This window comes from Pseudomonas sp. R11-23-07 (genome assembly GCF_003852295.1).
Classification (GTDB): Bacteria; Pseudomonadota; Gammaproteobacteria; order Pseudomonadales; family Pseudomonadaceae; genus Aquipseudomonas.
Window position 1 is genome coordinate 3,022,497 of the sequence record NZ_CP027761.1, and the last position, 16,535, is coordinate 3,039,031.

General features: G+C 61.8%; 13 protein-coding genes. 6 read left to right on the forward strand and 7 right to left on the reverse strand.

Going from position 1 to position 16,535, the window contains the following annotated elements; all coding sequences use genetic code 11:
- Positions 1 to 41 precede the first annotated feature (41 nt).
- Positions 42 to 935, reverse strand: coding sequence for a LysR substrate-binding domain-containing protein (locus tag C4J84_RS13745; protein WP_124435544.1), 894 nt, complete (start codon positions 933 to 935; stop codon positions 42 to 44).
- Positions 936 to 1,029: 94 nt separating this feature from the next.
- Here C4J84_RS13745 and C4J84_RS13750 point away from each other — a divergent pair, with 94 nt between their 5' ends.
- From C4J84_RS13750 to C4J84_RS13765, 4 genes are all read left to right on the forward strand, one after another.
- Positions 1,030 to 2,208, forward strand: a complete 1,179-nt coding sequence (locus C4J84_RS13750; protein WP_124370881.1) for an MFS transporter — start codon at positions 1,030 to 1,032, stop codon at positions 2,206 to 2,208.
- 44 nt (positions 2,209 to 2,252) lie between these two features.
- Complete coding sequence (locus C4J84_RS13755) at positions 2,253 to 2,735, forward strand: VOC family protein (protein ID WP_124370882.1); 483 nt, start codon at positions 2,253 to 2,255, stop codon at positions 2,733 to 2,735.
- Positions 2,736 to 3,043: 308 nt separating this feature from the next.
- Positions 3,044 to 4,420 (forward strand): cystathionine beta-synthase, encoded by a 1,377-nt coding sequence (locus C4J84_RS13760; RefSeq protein WP_124367223.1) that lies wholly within the window; start codon positions 3,044 to 3,046, stop codon positions 4,418 to 4,420.
- Positions 4,417 to 5,583, forward strand: coding sequence for a cystathionine gamma-synthase (locus C4J84_RS13765; protein WP_124370883.1), 1,167 nt, complete (start codon positions 4,417 to 4,419; stop codon positions 5,581 to 5,583). The genes C4J84_RS13760 and C4J84_RS13765 overlap by 4 nt, the downstream gene beginning before the upstream one ends.
- 312 nt (positions 5,584 to 5,895) lie before the next feature.
- Here C4J84_RS13765 and C4J84_RS13775 read toward each other — a convergent pair whose 3' ends face one another.
- The 3 genes from C4J84_RS13775 to C4J84_RS13785 form a co-directional block, all read right to left on the reverse strand.
- Complete coding sequence (locus C4J84_RS13775) at positions 5,896 to 8,097, reverse strand: OsmC domain/YcaO domain-containing protein (protein ID WP_124370884.1); 2,202 nt, start codon at positions 8,095 to 8,097, stop codon at positions 5,896 to 5,898.
- Positions 8,098 to 8,242: 145 nt separating this feature from the next.
- Positions 8,243 to 11,746: an AAA domain-containing protein gene (locus tag C4J84_RS13780; RefSeq protein WP_124370885.1), complete on the reverse strand. Its 3,504-nt coding sequence runs from the start codon at positions 11,744 to 11,746 to the stop codon at positions 8,243 to 8,245.
- A gap of 158 nt (positions 11,747 to 11,904) precedes the next feature.
- Complete coding sequence (locus C4J84_RS13785) at positions 11,905 to 12,606, reverse strand: glutathione S-transferase (RefSeq protein ID WP_124370886.1); 702 nt, start codon at positions 12,604 to 12,606, stop codon at positions 11,905 to 11,907.
- Between the two features lie 141 nt (positions 12,607 to 12,747).
- Between C4J84_RS13785 and C4J84_RS13790 the strand changes: the two genes are divergently transcribed.
- Both C4J84_RS13790 and C4J84_RS13795 read left to right on the forward strand, forming a co-directional pair.
- Positions 12,748 to 13,311, forward strand: coding sequence for a TetR/AcrR family transcriptional regulator (locus tag C4J84_RS13790; protein WP_124370887.1), 564 nt, complete (start codon positions 12,748 to 12,750; stop codon positions 13,309 to 13,311).
- 93 nt (positions 13,312 to 13,404) lie between these two features.
- Positions 13,405 to 13,959, forward strand: coding sequence for a cysteine hydrolase family protein (locus C4J84_RS13795; protein ID WP_124370888.1), 555 nt, complete (start codon positions 13,405 to 13,407; stop codon positions 13,957 to 13,959).
- Between the two features lie 168 nt (positions 13,960 to 14,127).
- Here C4J84_RS13795 and C4J84_RS13805 read toward each other — a convergent pair whose 3' ends face one another.
- From C4J84_RS13805 to uvsE, 3 genes are read right to left on the reverse strand one after another with little or no spacing between them, the layout of a single operon-like run.
- Positions 14,128 to 14,904, reverse strand: coding sequence for a nucleotidyltransferase domain-containing protein (locus C4J84_RS13805; RefSeq protein ID WP_124370889.1), 777 nt, complete (start codon positions 14,902 to 14,904; stop codon positions 14,128 to 14,130).
- Positions 14,901 to 15,380 carry an ATP-binding protein gene (locus C4J84_RS13810; protein ID WP_124435545.1) on the reverse strand — a complete coding sequence of 160 codons (480 nt, stop codon included), beginning with the start codon at positions 15,378 to 15,380 and terminating at the stop codon, positions 14,901 to 14,903. Before C4J84_RS13810 ends, C4J84_RS13805 begins: the two co-directional genes overlap by 4 nt.
- Positions 15,381 to 15,419: 39 nt before the next feature.
- Entirely contained in the window at positions 15,420 to 16,448 is a 1,029-nt protein-coding gene (gene uvsE / locus C4J84_RS13815) for a UV DNA damage repair endonuclease UvsE (RefSeq protein WP_124435546.1), read from the reverse strand.
- Positions 16,449 to 16,535: the final 87 nt, after the last annotated feature.

Genomic DNA, 16,535 nt, shown 5'->3' on the forward strand with positions numbered 1-16,535 from the left:
GAATGACCGCTCCTTGCCGAAACCCGCCAGTCACTCCCCCCTCACACCCAACCCCACCCCACCAAAAAATCCACAAACGCCCTAACCCTTCCCGGCATCGCCGCCCCACCCACAAACACCGCATGAATCGGCTCCACATCCCCCGGGTTATACGCTTCCAGCAACGGCACCAACTCCCCCCGCTCCAGATCCTCCGCCACACTAAACGCCCCCACCCGCGCAATCCCCGCGCCCAGCTTCGCCAATTGCGCCAACGCCTCTCCGCTATTCCCCTCAATCGTCCCCGTCACTTTCAACGAAAAATCCCGCCCATCCACCCGAAACGGCCAATCCGGCGCCGCTCTGCGGAAGTTGAAGCGCAGGCAGTTGTGCTCAAGTAAATCCTGCGGCGTCACCGGGGTGCCGTGGCGGGCCAGGTAGTCCGGTGAGGCGACGATGACTTGGCCGGTGGAGCCGATATGGCGGGCGGTCAGGGGGCTGTCGGCCAGGTGGCCGAAGCGGATGGCGACGTCTGCCTGGCCGGCGAGGATATTCACGAGTTCATCGCCGAGCATCAGGTCGACCACGATGGCGGGATAGCGGGCGCTGAAGGCGGCGATCAGTGGCACAACGGTCAGGCGGCCGTGGGCCAGGGCTGCGCTGACTCTGAGGCGTCCGCGGGGGGCGCCCTGGTCGGTGATGGCGTCTTCGATTTCGGCCATGTCGGCCAGGATCCGCCGGGCGCCGCGCAGGTAGGCTTCGCCTTCGGCGGTGAAGGTGATGGCGCGGGTGGTGCGCAGCAGTAGCCGGGTGCCGATGCGCCGTTCGGTGCGGGTGATGATGCGGCTGATGGACGACGGCGTCAGCCCCAGGGCGCGCGCGGCGCCCGACAGGCTGCCGTGCTCGGCGACCATGACGAACACTTCCATCTCTCCCGAGCGGCCGCCGATGTCCATTTGTGCCTCCTGCGCAAAGGTGTAGTTCCCAACCAGGGGCTACTGCTGCAAAAGGCTGGATTGTAGCATTCGGCACACAGATGAGGAGTCACCCATGCGTATCAATCCACCCCTTGTAGCCTTGTCCATCGGTGCCTTTGGCATCGGGGTCACGGAGTTTGCCCCCATGGGCATGTTGCCCGGTATTGCCGCCGACCTTGGCGTATCCATCCCCGCCGCCGGGCTGTTGGTGAGTGCCTATGCCATCGGCGTGCTGATCGGCGCGCCGATCATGACGCTCGCGACGGCCAGGGTGCCGCGTCGGTATCTGTTGATCGGGCTGATGGCGATTTTCACCTTGGGTAATCTGCTGTCGGCGCTGGCGACCAATTACCAGACCTTGATGATCGCCAGGCTGGTGACGTCGCTGAACCACGGGGCGTTTTTCGGTATCGGTTCGATTGTGGCGGCCAGTGTGGTCGCGCCGGAGAAGCGCGCGGGGGCTGTGGCCGCGATGTTTTTGGGGCTGACATTGGCGACCATTGGCGGCGTGCCATTGGCCACCTGGTTTGGCGAGAACTTCGGCTGGCGCACGGCGTTCTGGGGCATCAGCGGGCTGGGCGCGGTGGTGATGGCCGCGCTGTGGTGGGCGCTGCCGAATGCACCCGCGCCGAAGGGTGGCAGCCTGATGGCGGAAATCCGCGTACTGGGGCGCGGGCCGGTGCTGGCGGCGTTGGCACTGACCGTGGTGGGCTCCAGTGCAATGTTTACGGTGTTCACTTACATCGCGCCGATTTTGCGCGATGTCACCCATGCGTCGACCAACTTCGTCACCGGTATGCTCGTGCTGTTCGGTATCGGGCTGACCCTGGGCAACGTGTGGGGTGGCAAGTCGGCGGACCGTTCGGTAGACCGCACGTTGATTACCTCGCTGGTGGTGTTGATCGCCGTGCTGCTGGCCTTTTCGGTGCTGATGCAATGGCCGCTGCCCGCCGCGCTGTCGATCCTGCTGTGGGGCGCCGCGAGTTTTGCCCTGGTACCGCCGTTGCAGATGCGCGTGATGGAGGCCGCCAAAGATGCGCCTAACCTGGCCTCGGCAATGAACATCGGCGCGTTCAATTTCGGTAATGCCATCGGTGCGGTGCTGGGCGGTGCGGTGATCAATGCCGGGCTGGGCTACCCCGCCATTTCCCTGGCAGGTGCGTTGATGGCTGGCCTGGGTTTGTTGATGGTGCTCGGGTTGGGCTGGCGTTCGCGGCGCGCGGGTGCTTGTGGTAAAGACGCCCTGGCGTAGCGATCGTCTAGACTCCAGGCACCTTTCAACCTGAGGAGCCTGCGATGAACAATAAAAATACGATTTGCCTCTGGTACAACGGCGATGCGCTGGAGGCGGCGACCTTCTACGCCCAGACGTTTCCGGATAGCGAAGTGAAGGCGGTGCACTACGCGCCTGGCGACTACCCGGCCGGTAAGCAGGGCGATGAATTGACCGTGGAATTCAGCCTGCTGGGCATCCCTTGTCTGGGCCTGAATGGCGGCCCTATGTTCAAGCACAGTGAAGCGTTTTCCTTCCAGGTGGCGACCGATGACCAGGAGGAAACTGACCGGTTGTGGAACGCCATTGTCGGCAATGGCGGGCAGGAAAGCGCGTGTGGCTGGTGCAAGGATAAATGGGGCCTGTCGTGGCAGATCTCGCCACGGGTGTTGGTCGATGCGGTGACAAGCAAGGACCCGGCGGTCGCCAAGCGAGCGTTTGACGCGATGATGACCATGGGCAAAATTGACATTGCCACTATTGAAGCCGCCATCGCCGGGCGCTGATGGGGTGTATGAATGTGGGAGCGCACGAGCTTTAGCGAGGCCGCGATAGCGGTGGGTCAGGTGGTTTATAGGCCAGCAGTACCGCCGCCTTCGTAGCCTCGCTGGGGCTCGACAACTCCCACATTTGATCTGCATTGCCTGCGGGTGCTGTGCCCGCCATCCACCTCCCCCCTCACCCTCCATGCGCCAAAAAAAGTCATGCATCGGACCGCCTGGTTGCAGCCCGGGCGGGACCGGCCTATGTTTCTAGCCATGCTGTGCATTCTGCTGTCCCCCACCCTACGCCCATTCCGTAACCAGGTGACGACATGCCTAACCTCCCCCGCCCCGCCGTACTTGAACTGATCGGTAACACGCCGCTGGTCAAGGTCAGCCGCTTTGACACTGGCCCTTGCACCCTGTTTCTCAAGCTTGAATCGCAAAACCCCGGCGGTTCCATCAAGGACCGCATCGGCCTGGCGATGATCGACGCCGCCGAGCGTGACGGTCGCCTGCGTCCCGGCGGCACGATTATCGAGGCCACCGCCGGCAACACTGGCCTGGGCCTGGCACTGGTCGGCCGGGCCAAAGGCTACCGGGTGGTGCTGGTGGTACCGGACAAGATGTCCACGGAAAAAGTGCTGCACCTCAAGGCCATGGGCGCTGAGGTGCATATCACTCGCTCCGATGTGGGCAAGGGCCACCCCGAGTATTACCAGGACGTGGCCGCGCGCCTGGCCAAGGACATTCCGGGTTCGTTCTTCGCCGACCAGTTCAACAACCCGGCCAACCCCCTGGCCCATGAAACCAGCACCGCACCGGAGATCTGGGCGCAGACCCAGCATGATGTGGATGCGATTGTGGTAGGCGTCGGCTCGGCCGGCACCCTCACCGGCTTGACCCGTTTCTTCAAGCGCGTGCAGCCCGAGCTGGCCATGGTGTTGGCCGATCCGGTGGGTTCGGTGATGGCCGAGTACAGCCGCAGCGGTCGGCTTGAAACCCCTGGTTCCTGGGCGGTGGAAGGCATCGGCGAAGATTTCATCCCGTCGATTGCCGACCTGTCCAGCGTGCGCCAGGCCTACTCCATCAGCGATGAAGAAAGCTTCGACCATGCCCGCCAGTTGCTCAAGGCCGAAGGCATTCTTGGCGGCTCGTCCACCGGCACCCTGCTCGCCGCCGCGTTGCGCTATTGCCGCGAGCAGACCGAGCCCAAACGCGTGGTCACCTTCGTGTGCGACACCGGCACGCGCTACCTGTCCAAGGTCTACAACGACCAATGGATGAACGACGCCGGCCTGTTGCAGTACAAGCACTACGGCGACCTGCGCGACCTGATCGCCCGTCGCTTCGAAGATGGCCGGGTAATCAGCGTGAGCCCCGACGACACCCTGCTCACCGCCTTCCAGCGCATGCGCCTGGCGGATGTCTCGCAACTGCCGGTGCTGGTGGACGGCAAGCAACTGGCGGGCGTTATCGATGAGTCCGACCTGCTGCTGGGCCTGCACCAGGACGCCACGCATTTTTCCATGAGCGTGGCCAGCGCCATGACCCGCACCCTGCACACCCTGGCCCCCAGCGCCAGCCTGGCCGAACTGCAGGCGGAGCTGGATCGCGGCCTGGTCGCCATCATTGCCGACGCCTCGGGCTTCCATGGCCTGATCACCCGCGTCGACCTGCTCAACCACCTACGGAGATCCCTTGCATGAGCCAGCCCGATAAAAGCGCCTTCGCCACCCGTGTGATCCATGCCGGACAGTCGCCCGACCCGGCCACGGGCGCGCTGATGCCGCCGATCTACGCCAACTCCACCTACCTGCAAGATAGCCCCGGCGTGCACAAGGGCTTTGACTACGGCCGCTCCCATAACCCCACGCGCTTTGCCCTGGAACGTTGCGTTGCCGACCTTGAAGGCGGCACTCGGGCCTTCGCGTTTGCCTCGGGGCTGGCGGCGATTTCCACGGTGCTCGAATTGCTCGATGCCGGTGCGCATATCGTTTCCGGCAATGACCTGTACGGCGGCACCTTCCGTCTGTTCGACAAGGTGCGTCAGCGCAGCGCCGGGCATACGTTCAGCTATGTGGACTTGAGTGATGTATCGGCGTTTGAAGCGGCGTTGCGGGACGACACGCGCATGGTCTGGGTCGAAACGCCCAGTAACCCGTTGCTGAGCCTGACCGACCTCAGCGCCATCGCCCGCCTCTGCCGCGCCCGCGGCATCCTCTGCGTGGCCGACAACACCTTCGCCAGCCCGTGGATCCAACGCCCGTTGGAGCTGGGGTGCGACATCGTGGTGCACTCCACCACCAAGTACCTGAACGGCCACTCGGACGTGATCGGCGGCATCGCCATCGTCGGCGACAACCCTGATTTGGCTGAGCGCCTGGGCTTCCTGCAGAACTCGGTGGGCGCCATCGCCGGGCCCTTCGATGCGTTCCTGACCCTGCGCGGCGTGAAAACCCTGGCCCTGCGCATGGAGCGCCATTGCCGCAACGCGCTGGAACTGGCGACCTGGCTGGAGCAGCAACCGCAGGTGTCGCGGGTGTATTACCCGGGCCTGAAATCCCACCCACAGCATGAACTGGCCCAACGGCAGATGCGCGGGTTTGGCGGGATGATTTCAGTGGACTTGAATAGCGACCTGGCAGGCGCCACGCGCTTCCTGGAAAGCGTGAAGATCTTCGCCCTGGCCGAGAGCCTGGGTGGCGTGGAGAGCCTGATCGAGCATCCGGCAATCATGACCCACGCCAGCATCCCGGCGGCGACGCGCGCGCAGTTGGGGATTGGGGATGGGTTGGTGCGGTTGTCGGTGGGGGTTGAAGATGTGGAGGACTTGCGCGCGGACCTGGCCCAAGCCCTGGCCCGCATCTAAAGTCAGAAATCGATCAAATGTGGGAGGGGGCTTGCCCCCGATAGCAGTCTGTCAGCCACTGGGTCAGGTGACTGAACCACCGCTATCGGGGGCAAGCCCTAATGCCAGTCAGTTAAGGACGAACACTGTACCTGTGGCGAGGGAGCTTGCTCCCGCTGGGCCGCGAAGCGGCCCCAAAAATGGGACTGCTGCGCAGTCCAGCGGGAGCAAGCTCCCTCGCCACAGGTTACTTTTTACCCTTTCTACTTCTTAACTGACTGGCATTAGGGCAAGCCCCCTCCCACATTTTGCCCCTCATGCATCAGATAGCCATCAATGTGCCGAGGTAGCGTTTGCCCTTGCCGCATGCAGTTTCTTGTAGCTGTCGATCAGGCGCAAATGCCGGTCCAGCCCTTCCAGCTTCATGCTGGTCGGCGTCAGCCCATAAAACCGCACGCTGCCGTTGACCGAGCCAATCACCGCGTCCATGCGTTCGTTACCGAACATGCGGCGGAAGTTGGCTTCGTAGTCGGCCAGCTGCAAGTCGTCGTCCAGTTCCATTTCCAGCACCGCGTTCAACGCTTGGTAGAACAGCCCGCGTTCGACGGTGTTGTCGTTGTACTGCAGGAACATTTCCACGCATTCCTTGGCCTCCTCGTGCTGCTGCAGCGCGAGGAAGATCAGCAGCTTCAGCTCCAGAATGGTCAGTTGGCCCCAGGCGGTGTTGTCGTCGAACTCGATGCCGATCAGCGTAGTGATGTCGGTGTAGTCGTCCAGCTCGCTTTCGATCAAACGCTCCACCAGCGCTTGCAACTGCGCTTCGTCCAGGCGGTGCAGGTTGAGGATGTCTTCACGGAAAAACAGCGCTTTGTTGGTGTTGTCCCAGATCAGGTCGTCCACCGGGTAGATTTCCGAGTAGTCCGGCACCAGGATGCGGCAGGCGGTGGCGCCCAGGTGCTCGTAAACCGCCATGTACGACTCTTTGCCCATGCCTTCCAGAATACCGAACAGCGTCGCGGCTTCCTGGACGTTGGAGTCGTCGCCGTGGCCGGAAAAGTCCCATTCGACGAATTCATGATCGGACTGGGCGCTGAAGAAGCGCCACGACACCACACCGCTGGAGTCGATAAAGTGCTCGACGAAGTTGTTTGGCTCGGTCACCGCCTGGGCTTCGAAGGTCGGCTGCGGCAAGTCGTTCAAACCCTCGAAACTGCGGCCTTGCAGCAGTTCGGTGAGGCTGCGCTCCAGCGCCACTTCCATGCTTGGGTGCGCGCCGAACGAGGCGAATACGCCGCCGGTGCGCGGGTTCATCAGGGTCACGCACATCACCGGGAATTCACCGCCCAGGGACGCGTCCTTGACCAGCACCGGAAAGCCCTGGGCTTCCAGGCCTTCGATACCGGCCAGAATGCCGGGGTATTTGGCCAGCACCTCAGCCGGTACATCCGGCAGCGCAAATTCGCCTTCGATGATTTCGCGCTTCACCGCCCGCTCGAAAATCTCCGACAGGCACTGCACCTGGGCTTCGGCCAGGGTGTTGCCGGCGCTCATGCCGTTGCTCAGGTAAAGGTTTTCGATCAGGTTGGAGGGGAAATACACCACCTCGCCATCGGACTGGCGCACGAACGGCAGCGAGACGATGCCCCGCGCTTCGTTGCCCGAGTTGGTGTCGAACAGGTGCGAACCGCGCAGCTCGCCGTCGCGGTTGTAGACCTTCAGGCAGTAGGCGTCGAGGATTTCACGCGGCAACTCATCGTCCGGGCCCGGCTGGAACCAGCGCTCATCCGGATAATGCACGAAGGGCGCGTTGGCCAGTTCCTCACCCCAGAACTGGTCGTTGTAGAAGAAGTTGCAGTTGAGCCGCTCGATGAACTCACCCAACGCCGACGCCAGCGCGCCCTCCTTGGTCGCGCCCTTGCCGTTGGTAAAACACATCGGCGAGTGAGCATCGCGGATATGCAGCGACCAGACGTTGGGCACGATATTGCGCCACGAGGCGATCTCGATCTTCATGCCCAGGCCCGCCAGGATCGCGGACATGTTGGCGATGGTCTGCTCCAGCGGCAGGTCCTTGCCGGCGATGTAGGTGCCTGCTTCCGACGTCGATCTGGGCATCAACAGCGCCTGGGCGTCGGCGTCGAGGTTGTCGACTTCCTCGATCACGAACTCCGGCCCGGCCTGCACGACTTTTTTTACGGTGCAACGGTCGATGGAGCGCAGGATGCCTTGGCGGTCTTTGTCCGAGATGTCCGCCGGCAGCTCGACCTGGATCTTGAAGATCTGGTTGTAGCGGTTTTCCGGGTCGACGATGTTGTTCTGCGACAGGCGAATATTCTCCGTGGGAATATTGCGCGTGGCGCAGTACAACTTCACAAAGTACGCCGCACACAACGCCGATGAAGCCAGGAAGTAATCGAATGGCCCCGGCGCCGAACCGTCGCCTTTGTAGCGAATCGGCTGGTCGGCAATCACCGTGAAATCATCGAACTTGGCTTCAAGCCGAAGGTTGTCGAGAAAGTTGACCTTAATTTCCATGCGGGCACACCAGAATAACGGGCTAAACAAAATGGCCGCCATTATGAAGATTTTCGCCGGGAAGTCTCAGGGTTTTGCGTGTGGGCTGCTGATCGGTATCGCTATGCCAGCAGCGCTTGAGCCGCTGGCATAACGTGATGGCCGGTCAGAGTTCGCGCGAAATCAGGCGTTGCGCCAGGCTGGTTCGATTGATCGCCAACTCGCTGCTGACGTCCGGCCCGCGATAGACCATGGACGTCTCATGGTGCACGTAATCGCCCGAACGCGCCGCGCTCAGCCAATTGAACGAGCCCACGCACAACAGTGCTTCATCGGCCATCACCAGCTTGCTGTGCACCTTGTTGACCACACGCACCTGCACCGCGTGGTGCTTCAAAGTGGCCAGCGCATCCTTGAATTCGGCGACTTTGCCGGGGTCACCGTCGGACTTGCTGCGGCCGATGCCAGTGTTGAAGTGCAAATCGGTATACACCGTGACCGGCACCCCGCGCTGCACGGTGCCGCACATGGCTTCAAGGGCGCCGCTTTCACGCATCCCCCTCAGGCGCACCCAGGGCGTCACGATCTGTACCTGCTGCTGCGCCGTCTCCAGGGTCTGCAACAGGAACTGATCATGTTCGGCAAACTCATGCAGGTGGCTCAACCCGGTGCGCGCCGTCAGCAAATCCGCCCGAGGCTGGAAATCAAACGTGAGCGCATTGTCCGCGCTGTTCAACAAGTACTGCGCCAACCGGCCACGCGGCTTGCTGGCGGGGATCTGGCTAAACAGGTCCATATCGCCGAACACCAGAAAACTGTCTTTGGCGCGGGAAACCGCCACGTTCAACATGCTGTCCCTACGGTCGATAAACGCACCGTCGGCATGCTTGGAATACACCGCAGAAAAAATCACCACCGGGCGTTCGGCGCCCTGGAAGGAGTGCACGGTGCCAACGGTCATTTCACCGTCGCCTTTGCCGGTACGAATGCCCAGGGCGGCGCACGCCTCGGTAATGGCCTGGGTCTGCGCGCCAAAGGGGGTGATCACCCCGAGAATTTCCCAGAGTTCCTTGTTATAGCGCTGGGTCAGCTGCTGTTCATTGGCCTTGATCCAGGCAGCGATGGTCTGTGCTTCCAGCAGGTTATGGCGGCTGCCGCCCTGCTTCTGCTGGCACAGCCCGTCGATATGCAGGTAACCCAGGCCCGGCAAGCCACCCTGCGGTTTGGCGCCGCGTCGCGGTTGCAGCTTGCCTTTGTAGCAGAGCGCATTGCAGTAATCGATGATCGAGTCATAGCAACGGCGGTGTTCATACAGGTAAAGGCCGCGGGCCAGGTCGCGGTCGTAGTGATAGCGGCTGGTGGACTGCGCAATCGCCATGACGCTGCCACTGGCGGCACTGCGCCCGCTGTCACAGAAGGCCTCGTACTCATCGTCCACGCGGCTGCGCGACAGCAGGCCGGCAGCGAGCAGGTTGCCGATATCCACCGACGGCGGCACCGACCAAATGGGTTCGATTTGTTGCGTGTCGCCAATCACCAACGCCTGCCGCGCCAGGGCGAAAGACGGCGCCGCCACCTCGGGCAGCACCTGGCCCGCCTCGTCTACAATCAGCAGGTCGATGAAGTTCAGCGCGTAATCGGCGACATAACCATTGCCGTCACGGCGGCTGCACGACAGCTCGGCCGGCAAGCGGTAGAACGTCGCCACCACGCAAGGCGTGAGCTTCATCCAGCGCCGCCAGTTTTTTTCCAGGGTCTTGCGGCCGTTTTTTTTGCGGCTTTTAAGAATCAGTGGCAGCTCATCGGCGACTTCCAACAGCCAGCGGCCCTCCCAATAATGCGTGGTCAGCAGGAACGTCTCGAAGCGCAGCGAGGTGTCCGCCCAACGGTCGCAGTCCTCCAGCGTCACCTCGGCGGCGGGCTTGCCGACGGCATTGGGTAACCGACCAATCACCGCCTGCCAGTTCAACAGCTCACGCTGCTCATCGCGCCGCAAGTGCTCCACACGCTCACGCTGGGTTTCAAGGATTTTCAGGCTTTGAGCGGTGTGCGCCACGGCGGCCGTCAGCAGGCGCTCTATCTCATGCACATCGTTGGCGCTCTGCAGCTGTGCATCAGTTTCATCGATGTGCAGTTTGGCCAAGCGCAGGCGCTTGGCGGCAATCGGGCCGAACCAGCCGAACAGCGTGTAAATCAATGACTCATGGGCCAGGTAATGCTTGAAATCTTTCAGGCGTGCCTTGGCGCTTGCCAACTGATCGGACTGCGCCCGACATTGCCCTTCAAGCGCCGCAATTGCCGTGTATGGATTATCGCCGAGCAAGGCCTTCATGGCGTCGCGCGCCGCGTTCAATCTTGCCCAGCCCTTCTCGATATCGCCCAGTTGCTGCTGGCGCAGTTGAATCAGGGCCTGCAGCTTGTCGACGGTGCCCTTGAGCGTGGGCTGCGACGGCCCGGGAAAGGCGATGGCGGCATGCTCCAGATACGCCTGCTGCGCTTTATCCAGATAGGCCTGTGTCTCCAGCTCCAGGTAAAAGCTTTTGGTCTGGTAGGTGCGGGCCATCTCCGCTTCCGCAGCAGCCTTTGGAAAGTAAGCGCCAAAGCTGTTGATATCCGGAAGCCAGCGCCCAGCAAAGGGGCCGGTGCCTGCCGAGAAGTCCTTGCCAAATGCCTTGATGATGTTGGTGACCGCCTGATTGTTCGTAGAACTGGCGACAATCACCGGCGGTTCGCCGCCCTCGGCAGCGGCCTTGGCCCAGAGCGAGGCGACGACCGACAAGAGCAACGTGGTCTTACCGGTACCCGGCGGCCCGTTGACCGCCAGGATATCCCCGGCGTTACCCGCCAGCAGGTGCGCGAGGCTGTCGCGTTGGGCAGGCGCCAGCGCGTATTCGTCGCCGGCATGCCCTCCTCGCCCGGCGAACAGGCTGTTGGCGGCCAGGCACGGCTCATCGGGCATACGCTCGCGTTGTGCGAACCGCTCGAACAACGGCGCATCCGGTTTGCCAAGGCGCAAATGATCGTACAGCGCCACGATATTGCGGCTGAAACCTTCGGCCTTCTGTTCCTTGAACACATAGCAATAGTTGACCGGATCAAAACCGTCGTCCACGCCGTTCCAGGCGTTGCAGACCGTCTGGAACATCGTCTTGCAATAGCGCAGGTAGGTGATCCACTGCTCGCGGTAGTGCTCCGGCTGCACCTCTGTGCCGGCGGGTGGCGGCTCGAACTGCGGCGCATCTTGTGCGGTTAGAAACGTATCCAGGTCATGCTGGGCGCCGATGGTGAAGTTGTCGCGATCCAACGGCTCCAGAATATCGCGCGGCACCAGCGTGGGCCCGGTCGGATAGATCAGCCCGTCGCGGGTGACCGACACACGGCAAATGATCGGCGTGATGAACGCCGGCAGCCCGTTGCGCGCCTGGCGGTGCTCCTGGCGTGAGGCGTACACGAACGGGCGTAGCGTGACCTCCACCTGGAGCAGTTGGGCCGGCTCGCCGGCGAATAGGCTCTCCACTTGCTCAACCGGCAAACAACCGGCGGCTAATGCAGCCAGGGGCACGGCAGCGTAGGTTTTGACGTGGTTCGGGGATAACGCACCATTGCCGTTTTCCGCGTCGGCCAGCGAGGTGCGCCAGTAGTTGGCGAGTTTCAGAGAATAATCGTTCATCGTCCTGATTCAATGCAGACCGTGACTCACTGTTACGGTCGGTGGGTGGGGATGTGGACCGAGGGTAACGGTTCAGGCAGCAGGTGGGCAATCACCTGGGTATTTTAGCTGGACCCATGGCGTTGCCCGAGCTGCCGATCACGTGCACATACGGGCTTTCAGTTGGCTTGATCGCCCTCTTGCACCATCGCCTGCCAGATCTTGACGCTGGCGCGCTCGTTCATCCTGGCATGCCAAGCCAGCAGCGCCTGGCATTCCTCGGGCACGGGCAGCTTGACCAACGACGCGAAAATCAGCCCGCCCAGCAAGGCGATGTCGGCCATCGAAAACGCCTCGCCCGCCACATAGGGCCGGGTTTTGAGGATGGCGTCGAAGTGGCGCATACCTCTTACGGCTTTGTCGCCCATGCGCTGACCCCATTCAGCATTCTGATAGAGCTCGACTTCAGGCCCCAGCCCAGGAGTGGCGTGGTGAAAGTAAACGCTGACCGCATCCATCAATTCGATTTCCGCGCGCCGCGTCATCATATGAATCAGGCCTTGCTCGGTCGGCGTTTTGCCGGTGAGCAGCGGGTTGCCATCCAGCACATCCAGGTACTGGGTGATAGCCGTGCATTCGGCGATCAGGGTGCCGTCCTGCAACTCCAGCACGGGCAGTGTTCCGGAGTAATTCAGGGCCAGGAAAGCAGGTTGCTTGTGCTTGCCCTCCCAGAGGTTGATCGACACGAATTCAGTGCGAGGGAGCAGCTCCTTTTCTGCCAGGGCGATTCGAACACGTGCCGGGTAAGGCCCGTTATACCAGTCGTAGATTTTCATCATTGGGTGAGTGGAAGCATTGGAATGGGTTTGCTGAAAAGTCATGATTCTGTCCGACTACCTGTCAAGTGGTAGGTAGAGATTGAGGCCTTCATTTGGGACTGTCAACCACTACCTGTCAGTTGGCAGGTAGATTTTCTCAGGTGTAGACTTCGCACTTTCACCCAACCACCGAGGACTCTATACGTGAGCGAAAACGCCCGAGAAGCCATTCTGGAAGCCGCCCGGATCGCGGCGCAGCATTTCGGCTACAGCGGCATCAACTTTCGCAGCATCGGCGAAACGGTGGGGATCAAGAACGCCAGTATCTACTACCACTTCCCCAGCAAGGCCGACCTCGGCGCGGCGGTCGCAAAACGCTATTGGGAAGACACCGCCAACGTGCTCGACGCCCTCCACCGCGAAACGCCTGACCCGCGCGACTGCCTGCGGCGCTACCCGAGCATTTTTCGAACATCACTTGAAAACGGCAATCGCCTGTGCCTGTCCAGCTTCATGGCGGCGGAATACCAGGACTTGCCCGAACCGGTCAAAAAAGAGGTGATTGCGTTCGCTGATATCAACGTCGCTTGGCTGGCCGCACGGCTCACGGAGCTCAAGCTGGGCGATGCAGACAGCTGCCAGCGCCGCGCCCGTGCGATTTACACCGCTGTCGCCGGCGCGCAATTGATTGCTCGCACGCGTGCGGATATCGGTTTGTATGATGAACTGGTGGCGAGTTATCAGGAGGCCGGGTTGCTGCCGGTGTGACGGGTTGAGGGTCACGCACATTGCGCTCAGCTCACTGTTCGCCGCCCTGCCGTGGCTGCTATGTTTCACGCCTCACACGCAAAAGGACAGCTCATGGAACCGTTAGCGATAAATGCGGCGCTGGTGATCATCGACATGCAAAAAGGTATGGGCGACCCCACCCTTGGTCGACGCAACAACCCAGACGCCGAACTACGCATGCAGCAGCTTCTTACCGCGTGGCGACAGGCGCAACGTCCAATTATTCATGTGCGACATATCTCTCGTTCCCCTGGCTCGGTGTTCTGGCCTGGTCAACCCGGCTGCGAATTCCAGGTCGCGCTGCAGCCCCTCGCCCATGAACAAGTGATGGAAAAAAACGTTCCGGATGCGTTCACCGCTACGGGGCTTGAGCGCTGGCTGCACACGCGCTCGATCAGGCAAGTGGTGATCGCCGGGGTCATCACCAACAACTCGGTGGAGTCCACGGCCCGCTCGGCTGGCAATCTGGGCTTTGACGTGATCGTGGTTGCGGACGCCTGCTTCACCTTCGACCAGACTGATCTGTCGGGCCGGCTATGGCCTGCGGAAGACGTGCATGCGTTGTCGTTGAGTAACCTGGCGATGGACTATGCGAGGGTAGTTGAGACCCAAGCGCTGCTGGGCTGAGCGCTTGTTCGGACGCGCATTTGATTGATTCCTTTCCGATCACAACGGTCACTGTGGCGAGGGAGCTTGCTCCCGCTGGACTGCGCAGCAGGCCCATTCTTTTAAAGCGAAGAGCGGGGCCGCTTCGCGCCCCAGCGGGAGCAAGCTCCCTCGCCACAGGTTATGGGTTTATTGCCGCTGCGAGGCCATCCAGTCAAGGAATGCATCAAGACGCAGCAGGAACGCTTCACCCTCGGCGCTTGGATTTCTGGCCTCAAACAGGAAGTAGGCGATTTGGGTGATCATGGTCGGGTAACGCTGCCGGAACAGCGCCACATGCTCCTCCAGCGTCTGCGGCCACATCGCAGCTTCTGCTGACCGCAGCGTATGCGTGGAACGGATCAACTTGCGCGCGGCTTCGCGCTGCAAACGCAGGCGTTGCGGTGTGTTCGCGGCCTGCACGATGTCTGCGCGATAGCGGCTCAGCACTTCCACAAAATCATCGTTGAGTGCCAGGGCGATATCGCGGCTTGGCCGGAATGGCTCGAACCGCAACCCAAGGTCATCGCCCCACAGGCACCGGCAATGGTGCTTGAGCCAGAACCCCCAGCGATTATGGTTCTGCGGTGCCAATACCTGTGCGCGGTGGCCGATGTCGAAATCGACCTTCGTGACACAGGGATGCCGCGGCTCCAGCGCCAGCCGTGCCAGCTCAAGCTGCTTGAGCAGGCACTCGTCGGGGGCATCGCGCAGGATCAGGGTGAGGTCCAGGTCAGACGCTTCGACACTGGCATCGCCTCGGGCGACACTGCCGTAAAGGTAGATGCCATCCAGCCCGAATGCTGGCTGTGAAAGCGTCGCCACCGCATCCGCCAGCAAAGGTTCGAACTCAGACTGCACAGGCGCGGCGCCCACGGTGACAACATAGCCGTTGGCGTCAACACCGACAGGTGGTTCAGCACTCATAAGCTATGCACCTCGATCACCAGGCCTTCCTCTTCGCTCGGCACACGAAAGTGGCGGGTAATCAGGTCGAATTCGGCATCGGTGGCGGCGAAATCATGCTCGCCGCTGGCGTTGCGTGCGTGCAGTCGAGTCCGGCAGGTGGCGTCATCCAGCTCCAGATAATGCAGGCAATGCGGTGCCCGGGCGGCCTGCGCCAGGGTGAGCAGCCATTCGCGATTGGCCAGGGTGTTGGCCGGAAAATCCAGCACCACATTGACGCCCGACTTCAGCAGATCGATCACCAGCGGCTCCACGACACCGCGGATCTGCCGGGCACAGGCCAGGTAATCGGCAATCATCTTGATCTGACCGGGATACAGCGTGGCGAGCCAATGGTCTTCGCTGAGCAAGATGGCAGCGTGATCGGTGGCAAGACTGCTGGCGAGCGTAGACTTGCCGGACGCAATCTTGCCGCAAAGCAGATGCAGGGTAGCCATGGGACGGTTCCTTTGTGGGGCCGCAAAGCATGCCATGTTTCAGGCGGATCGGTGCTGCCAATGCGTGTAGAACGCCAGGGCGGCGATGTTCTTGTCCTTGGCTTCGAGCATGATGTCGAAGCGATCCAGAAACTGCAGGGCATAGTCGTTGGTCCAGCGGTTCCACATCTGCGCGCTGTGGGCGTAGAGGTCGCGTTTGGAAACCACCTTCAGCAACGCCGCCATTTCCAGTTTGTGCTCGGCGTCAAAGCCCAGGACCTGCAGGCTTTCCGGGGGCTGGGAGTAATGCATCGTGGGCCGCACGCCGCGCCAGCTGTCGATGACCTGGGCGACGCGTGGGGAGTCGGGGTCGATGTAGTGGTCTTCGTTGATCCAGCAATGGTGAATGTCCAGTACCACCGGCGCGAGGTCAGCGACTTGCAGGCAATGGTCCAGGCCGTAGGTTTTCTCGTCATTCTCGAAGGTGATGCAGTTGCGCGCCACTTCGGACAGGCGCGACCACACCGCCCGCGTGCCTTCGACACCCAGGCGCCCGGCGATGTGCACGTTGCACTTGAGGTCCTGGAAGCGGCGGCCGTAACCCATCATGCGAATCATGTCGGCGTGGTATTCGAATTCGGCCAGGCTGTTCTCCACCACGCCGGGGTTTTCCGAGGCCAGCACACAGTACTGGCCGGGATGAAACGACAGGCGGATATCCGACGCCCGCGCCAGCTCGCCGATGGCGGCAAACCCTTCCTGCAATTGGCGCTGGATCGCCGGGTCCTGATACACAGCGGCAACGTCGGGGTGGCTGTAGAACGGCAACAGGTCACTGCTCAGGCGCAGCATGCGCAAGGTCGGCGGCAGCTCGGCAACATAGGCCAGCAGGCGCAATTGGGCGGCGAGGTTGTGGGTGACTACCTCGACCAGTTTATCCCGCGCCACCTTGGGCTCGACGCTGTTCATCCAGCGCAACGTGGTGGTACGCGGGTTGAACGGGCCTTCGATCAGCTTCAAGGCACTGGCCGAAGGCAGTCGTTCGGGATGCTTGTACTGGCATGCAAAGCCGATGCGCGGGTGGGTCATGGGAACGCCTGTAATAAGCAATGAAGGTTAGAGGCTTAGGTGAATCCGGCGGCCAAGGGTTCGAAAAACATCCGGACACGAACCTTC

Coding starts and splice junctions, on each gene's coding strand:
- C4J84_RS13745 (WP_124435544.1), bottom strand. CDS start 935: ATGGACATCGGCGGCCGCTCGGGAGAGATGGAAGTGTTCGTCATGGTC.
- C4J84_RS13750 (WP_124370881.1), top strand. CDS start 1,030: ATGCGTATCAATCCACCCCTTGTAGCCTTGTCCATCGGTGCCTTTGGC.
- C4J84_RS13755 (WP_124370882.1), top strand. CDS start 2,253: ATGAACAATAAAAATACGATTTGCCTCTGGTACAACGGCGATGCGCTG.
- C4J84_RS13760 (WP_124367223.1), top strand. CDS start 3,044: ATGCCTAACCTCCCCCGCCCCGCCGTACTTGAACTGATCGGTAACACG.
- C4J84_RS13765 (WP_124370883.1), top strand. CDS start 4,417: ATGAGCCAGCCCGATAAAAGCGCCTTCGCCACCCGTGTGATCCATGCC.
- C4J84_RS13775 (WP_124370884.1), bottom strand. CDS start 8,097: ATGGAAATTAAGGTCAACTTTCTCGACAACCTTCGGCTTGAAGCCAAG.
- C4J84_RS13780 (WP_124370885.1), bottom strand. CDS start 11,746: ATGAACGATTATTCTCTGAAACTCGCCAACTACTGGCGCACCTCGCTG.
- C4J84_RS13785 (WP_124370886.1), bottom strand. CDS start 12,606: ATGACTTTTCAGCAAACCCATTCCAATGCTTCCACTCACCCAATGATG.
- C4J84_RS13795 (WP_124370888.1), top strand. CDS start 13,405: ATGGAACCGTTAGCGATAAATGCGGCGCTGGTGATCATCGACATGCAA.
- C4J84_RS13805 (WP_124370889.1), bottom strand. CDS start 14,904: ATGAGTGCTGAACCACCTGTCGGTGTTGACGCCAACGGCTATGTTGTC.
- C4J84_RS13810 (WP_124435545.1), bottom strand. CDS start 15,380: ATGGCTACCCTGCATCTGCTTTGCGGCAAGATTGCGTCCGGCAAGTCT.
- uvsE (WP_124435546.1), bottom strand. CDS start 16,448: ATGACCCACCCGCGCATCGGCTTTGCATGCCAGTACAAGCATCCCGAA.